Annotated in this window: 4 protein-coding genes and 2 pseudogenes; 2 read left to right on the forward strand and 4 right to left on the reverse strand. The window is 58.5% G+C overall.

What is annotated here, in order from left to right; all coding sequences use genetic code 11:
* Window positions 1-59 precede the first annotated feature (59 nt).
* From thiD to AC1DR7_RS04340, 4 genes are all read right to left on the reverse strand, one after another.
* Window positions 60-875 carry a bifunctional hydroxymethylpyrimidine kinase/phosphomethylpyrimidine kinase gene (gene thiD / locus AC1DR7_RS04325; protein ID WP_478053043.1) on the reverse strand — a complete coding sequence of 272 codons (816 nt, stop codon included), beginning with the start codon at window positions 873-875 and terminating at the stop codon, window positions 60-62.
* Window positions 876-953: 78 nt separating this feature from the next.
* Window positions 954-2,303: an acyl-CoA thioesterase/BAAT N-terminal domain-containing protein gene (locus AC1DR7_RS04330; RefSeq protein WP_478052177.1), complete on the reverse strand. Its 1,350-nt coding sequence runs from the start codon at window positions 2,301-2,303 to the stop codon at window positions 954-956.
* 105 nt (window positions 2,304-2,408) lie between these two features.
* Window positions 2,409-3,113, reverse strand: coding sequence for a LytR/AlgR family response regulator transcription factor (locus tag AC1DR7_RS04335; RefSeq protein WP_478053119.1), 705 nt, complete (start codon window positions 3,111-3,113; stop codon window positions 2,409-2,411).
* Window positions 3,110-4,231 (reverse strand): sensor histidine kinase, encoded by a 1,122-nt coding sequence (locus tag AC1DR7_RS04340; protein WP_478076405.1) that lies wholly within the window; start codon window positions 4,229-4,231, stop codon window positions 3,110-3,112. The genes AC1DR7_RS04335 and AC1DR7_RS04340 overlap by 4 nt, the downstream gene beginning before the upstream one ends.
* Window positions 4,232-4,290: 59 nt before the next feature.
* On the opposite strand from AC1DR7_RS04340, the pseudogene AC1DR7_RS04345 reads away from it, so the two are divergent.
* Together AC1DR7_RS04345 and AC1DR7_RS04350 are read left to right on the forward strand one after the other, a co-directional pair.
* A pseudogene (locus tag AC1DR7_RS04345) lies at window positions 4,291-4,506 on the forward strand (integrase core domain-containing protein); the annotation flags it as partial.
* Window positions 4,507-4,520: 14 nt separating this feature from the next.
* Window positions 4,521-5,464, forward strand: a pseudogene (locus tag AC1DR7_RS04350) (IS3 family transposase); the annotation flags it as partial.
* Window positions 5,465-6,270 lie beyond the last annotated feature (806 nt).

The raw sequence follows: 6,270 nt of genomic DNA on the forward strand, positions 1-6,270 counted from the left end.
GAGGTGTTCTGCATAGGGAATTCCTGGTGTCAAAGGTCAGCCATCACTTTGAGAGCGGTCTAAGTCCCTTGCAGCGACTGACGCCACAAGGCGTGGAAGTGGTGGACAGGACCCTGACCCTGGCCTACGTCGAGCTTCTCAGCTGCGCTTATCGCACCGCTTAGATAGGCCTTCGCCTCCCCTACTGCATCGGCTACGGGCATTTTGGGAATCAACGCGGCAAGTGCCGCCGATAGCGTGCAGCCGGTTCCATGCGTGTTGCGCGTGGCGATCCTCGGTGCGTTGAAGGTCCACCTCCCTCCATGTCCGGCCAGCAGGTCAGTGCTCTCAGCACCCTTCAGGTGTCCGCCCTTCAACAGCACCCACTCGCTCCCAAGATTCACCATTGCATCCAGGGTTTGATGCATCTGCTCAATGCTGGCGGCCTCCGGTACACCAAGCAAATCACTGGCCTCGGGCAAGTTGGGAGTGACGATCGTGCATAGCGGGAGCAGCTCATCTCTCAGCACCGCAACCGCGTCTTCCTCCAAGAGGCGGTCACCACTTTTGGCCACCATCACTGGATCCAGAACAATAGGGCACGTGGCACGCTCACGGAGCGTCTTGGCGATGGCTCGGGCAACGCCCGCGTTGGCAACCATGCCAATTTTGATTGCATCCACGCGCACGTCATCGAAGACAGCCTCAAGCTGTGCCTGCACGAAATCGGGGTCAAGCGCTACAAATCGCCGGACACCTTGGGTGTTTTGGGCGACAACGGCAGCAATGACAGTCATGCCATAGGCACCCAGCGCTGAGAACGCTTTAAGGTCTGCTTGAATGCCGGCGCCGCCGGTGGGGTCTGTTCCTGCAATGCTCAAAACGTTGGGGATCACGTGTTCCTCCAAAACCCGGTCAACCGCAGAGCCCGAGAGCTTGGCGCTCGGCCTGCGCAGGGTGAACTGCCGATTCGTTCACTTCGACGAGGGGAGCGAGTCACGTTCACTTTTCAGTGCCGCTCGCAGGAATCGGATGACAGCCGCACCACCCTCGCGATCCGCGCGCGCATAGCCCTTGGGAGTGCCGCCCACTTGGAGGTGAGGACCTAGGTCGTGTCGATACGTGGTTGGCTGCCAGAACAGGGAGATCAAGTGCCCGGCATCACTGAAATAGACGATCTCGTCCGGCTTATCACGATGATGATTCGCCAGATAGCCACTCGCCACCGCCGCCATCTCACCAGAGAGACCAAGCTGATCGTCTCCCGCTGCTACGAGCATGAGCGGGCCGTTGATCTTCTCGATCGGCAACATGGCAGATTTCAACGCTGACTGTGCCGTAGCGTCTTCCTCATCAAACCATCGCGAATCCTCCATATACGGCAGGAAGGGCAGATCTTTCCCCTTCAAGGTCAGACCGGGCTCATCGACCGCACGGAAATCGGCTGGTGCGATATCTCGCCGTATGCCTCGGAAGGGCGCTGGACTTCCCACTATCGAGACCACGGCGCGCAGGCGCTGGTCATGCGACGCGGCGGCCATCGCAATCGTCCCGCCCCAGGACCCTCCCAACACACCTATTCCAGACGCGTCGACGTAGCTTTGCTCTTGCAGCCAATCCACCGCCACCGAAACGGGATCAATCGGAACCCGCACGAGGTCCTTGGGCAAGCCAGGCATGCGGTAGTAAGCCACTGACATGGCCAGGAACCCATGAGAGGCAAGCCACGCGGCGTACATGTTTGCGCTCTCAATACCACCCTCGGAGCCACCGAGCGTAATGACGACGGGATGACGGCGACCGTCTGTCAGCACTCTCCTGGGTGCGTAGATGTTGGCGACCAAGCCAGGAGACTCGACAGTGAACGCCGAGACGTCTTCGCCGTCAATCCAGCGGCGGAGTTGGACGGTTTCCGCGACGTTCCCTTCAACAACCATTTCGAGCGTGAAAATCGCAGGCTCGAATCGCAAGTCTCCCTCCCTCCTTTTGATGGGGAAAGGCGAAGGCCTTCCTGGACCGTCCGGTTTCATCGACCAGAACAGTCCCGTCTGATCGACTCCCGTATAGCTGCCCGCCTCGGCGGCCGTCGTCGTGGGGTCAACCCTACCTTCCAGATCTGCTCGATAGACCGCGTTGGAGCGCCAGTTGGTGCCTTTGGAGTCCCGCATGGCCAGCCGAAGCTCAACGACATCCGTAGGCCGCATGCCTGAGATAGACACCCCCAGTGGCGCGTCAGCTCGACTGTCTGCCGAGACGATGCTCAGTGTCGCGGCATAACTATTGGCGCAAGCCAGAAGGAGCGATAGGAGGGCGAATCGACGCATTCAGGGGGCACTCTGAGGGTGACTTCAGAGCTTGCGAGCAGGACGCATACCTGAGACGGACTTTGGCGTGAGCCGTGCTCTACGTGGCACCAATCGTGCAGACATCTACGGCAATCGCGGCAAATTGGCTTCGAGTTGTGTTCGGAACTGTCGGCTGACCCGGAGGATCGTGCCGTCAATGAGTTCCAATAGAGCGTCCTGGTTTCGCGCGGAACGAAGTGCTGCGATGCGCCTTACATTCACCAATGAGGATCGGTGGATACGGAGAAATCCGCTCGGTTCCAACGCCTCCGCAAGACTTGCCATGCTATCGCGGCGCAGATACGTGTCCTTTCCCACATGGATGCAAACGTAATGGCCAGCCACGTCAACGTAGTCAATGTCTGCCGGCGACAGATAGACCGTCCGATCGCCCGATTGAGCCGCTAGTCGCACGGTGCGTTCGACCTTTCCATCCAGGCGCTCCCGGACACGGCGCATGGCCAACTGCAACCGGCGTGGATCCACCGGTTTGAGCAAGTAATCCAACGCCCCGGTCTCGAAGGCGCGAACGGCGTGTGCACTGTAAGCGGTGATGAAGACGATGTGCGGCACCAGTTCCTCAAGATGCTGCACGAGGTCCAAGCCGCTGCCGTCCGGCAGCCCGATATCGAGAAGAACGAGATCAACATCCCCAACCTTCGCGCGCTCAAGCGCACCCTCCAATGTTGATGCCTCCCCTACGACCGTGACGTCAGGCTCGCTTGCCAGCAAACGAGTGAGTCGCGCCCGCGCAAGAGAAATGTCGTCAACAATCAACGTGCGAATCATGGTTGATCGTGTTCCATCAGCGGGAGACGGATTGAAGCAATAAACCGTCTCTTCTCACACTGGGTCGTCAACGATGCCCCAGCCCCATGCGCCAGTACCAATCTCTTCCTGAGGTGGTCCAAGCCAATCCCCAGACCGCCTGATGAGCGCCCATTGACCGAGTTCACCACACTGATGACAAGATCCCCGTCTTGAAGGCTGGCGCCAATCTTGATCTCGACTGCCCCGTCAGTATCCGCGCCGTGCTGGATGGCATTTTCCAAAAGCGGTTGCAACACCATCGAAGGGACGGATGCATCCCAGGCACCGGGCTCGATCTCCGCAACGAACGTAATGTTGCCGGACAGCACCTGATGCAACTCGATGAACTCAGCGCATGCCCCAATCTCGTCCCTCAAAACCACCGCAGGAGCGCTTTCCAGCAACGCTCGAAGCAAGTTTGCGACATGCCCTAAGGCTCGATCAGCTTTGGGAGCATCACGATATCCAAGCTCGCCGATGGCATTGAGCGCGTTGAAGATGAAGTGTTGGTGTAGCCGTGATCGCAGTGCTTCTTCGTTCAAACGCGCCAGAAGACTCTCTCGTTCGCTTTTCAGGACCGTATGCGCCAACAGCTGCCCTACCCCCATGACAGCGACATAAAGCGGTATGGCAAATAGAGCGGTGGCCACCAAAGCACGCTGACTGCTGTGCAGATCCGAMTGCCCTTGCCCAGCAAGTCCGAACATATTCAAGAAGCCATGCCCCAATCCCCAGCCCGCCCCTGTTAGAAGGGGARTCGCTGGAAGACCGAACAATACAACCCAAATCAGGTGGTAAGCAGACCGGCCACCTCCGATGATCCATCGTCCTGAGAGACCGAGCAGCATGGGAGTGGCCAATGCCCATGGCGTGTAGCTGCCGACGAGAAACAAGAAGGCATGCAGGAAATCCGAAGCCTCCGGCGCGCCCGCTGGGGGGGCCGTCAAGACGACGGCAGGTGTGTAGGCGAACGCGAGCACGAGCCAAGACAGCCCAACCCACTGCCATCGAACTCTCACGATGGACCGATTGCCCGTCATCGGAGCGCTTAAAGGCGCGGAGGTGGTGTTCGACTTGATCAAAGGAGCTGCGGGCATCGAATCATCCGGCCCATTTTCTACTCCCCTAGACAGAATGCAAGAGCAAGCCATAGCTCAACCAGAACGCCTTCATCGAACGCTCCAACCGCACGTTCCGTGAGGAGGTGCTGGACCAGCACCTCTTCGCACGCCTTGAGGACGTACGTGAGGCAGCGCATTGGTGGATGATCGATTACAACGAGATTCGTCCACATGACTCGCTCAGCGGCATGAGCCCCGTCGAGTACCGTACCGCTCACGCCAGAAGCTCTACTTTAGAAATGTCTGCTTGACGGGGGAGCTTACGGATGCGTCCATGGTGTCCCAGCTAAAAGAACTGCAGGACGAGAACCGGCGGCTGAAGAAGATGTACGCCGATGCGCAGCTCAGTGCCGAGCTGCTGAAGGAAGCGCTCTCAAAAAAATGGTGAGGCCATCTCAGCGTCGCGAGATGGCCAGACGGGCGGTCCAGGCAGGCATCACCAGCATCGTTCATGCGTGCAGGACGTTCGAGGTGAGTCAGACCTGCTACCGCTATCAGGCCAAGGCCTGCCAAGAAAATGCGATCATCGCCGACTGGTTGCTCAGGCTGACCAGCGCCTACCGCGATTGGGGCTTTGGGCTGTGCTTCCTGCACCTACGCAACGTGAAGGGCTTCGCTTGGAACCACAAGCGCGTGTATCGGATCTATCGCGATTTGGAGCTGAATCTGCGCATCAAGCCGCGCAAGCGCATCGTCCGGGAAGTGCCGGAGCCTTTGGCGGTGCCTGAGGCGGTCAACCAGACATGGTCGATGGATTTCATGCACGACCAGTTGGCTGATGGACGCAGCTTCCGGATGCTCAACGTACTGGATGACTTCAACCGTCAGGGACTGGCGATGGAGGTCGACATCTCCTTGCCCGCGGCGCGCGTCATCCGCAGCTTGGAACAGGTCATTCAATGGCGCGGAAAGCCCCGCGCCATACGCTGCGACAACGGGCCCGAGTACATCAGCGGAGCGCTGCAAGCATGGGCCGAGCGGCAAGACATTGCACTGCTCTACATCCAGCCAGGCAATCCTCAGCAGAACGCCTACATCGAGCGCTACAACCGGACCGTGCGTTACGCTTGGCTTGCCAGCAATCTGTTCAATGACATCGAACAGGTCCAGGACATCGCCACTCGTTGGCTATGGACTTACAACCACGAGCGCCCAAACATGGCGCTCGGCGGCATCACACCAATGCAGAAGCGTGCACTGGCAGCGTAGTTCCACTTTTGGCGACCGCTAAAAGCGGGGGGATTACCGGTTGACGCATCGACTAGCCGGGCAAAGGGCGTAGCTCAGTAGCTTAGGGACTAAAAGGATCGGATCGGAACTCGCATCCATCGGTTCCGCGGAACACCACCGAATACTCCCTACTTGGATCAGCCTGTCCAGGAATGAAAAGCCCGTTAGCGTCGAACTTCACGGCGTACTTATCACCACTTCCAATGAGTACATTACGCTCGGAAGCAGGAACTTCTTCAAGGATTGGATTGAAGGCGGCCCATCCAGAAGCCCCCTTTTTTCTCCACTCAGTAGTAGCGTTTCTGGAATCGACTTCCCCCTCTAAATCCGAAAGAGGAATGCGAATTTCTCCGCGCCCTAGGTTTGATATTTCAAATTTGCCAAGACGCTTGTCAGCGCCCGAAGCAGCCCCGATGTACCTGATCTGGCCATCAGCGCAGCTCACCTGTCTCGGGTGCATGGTGCACGCTGCAGTAGCCGCTGCAATTACCAGAACCGCTAAGGATGTCTTCACTTCACCTACCCCTGATGATCAATCTATGCTTCCCACTGTCATCCCATCGCTGGCGAGATCTTATCACTGCTGGAAGTATCCCCTCGGATAGATGCTCCTGCATGGCAGCAGCACTCTGGGCTTCGCACTCTTGCGAGCTTCCGAACCTCCCAGCTCCGATGCTGGCCTCAAATCGCTCCGCAGCTGACCTCGCATCCTCCGCCCAGCGCCTCAAATCTCCAACATGATCCATCTCATCTCGCATCGTGGAACGCCTCACGCCAGGTGAATC

The organism is Stenotrophomonas sp. P5_A9, from assembly GCF_056400525.1.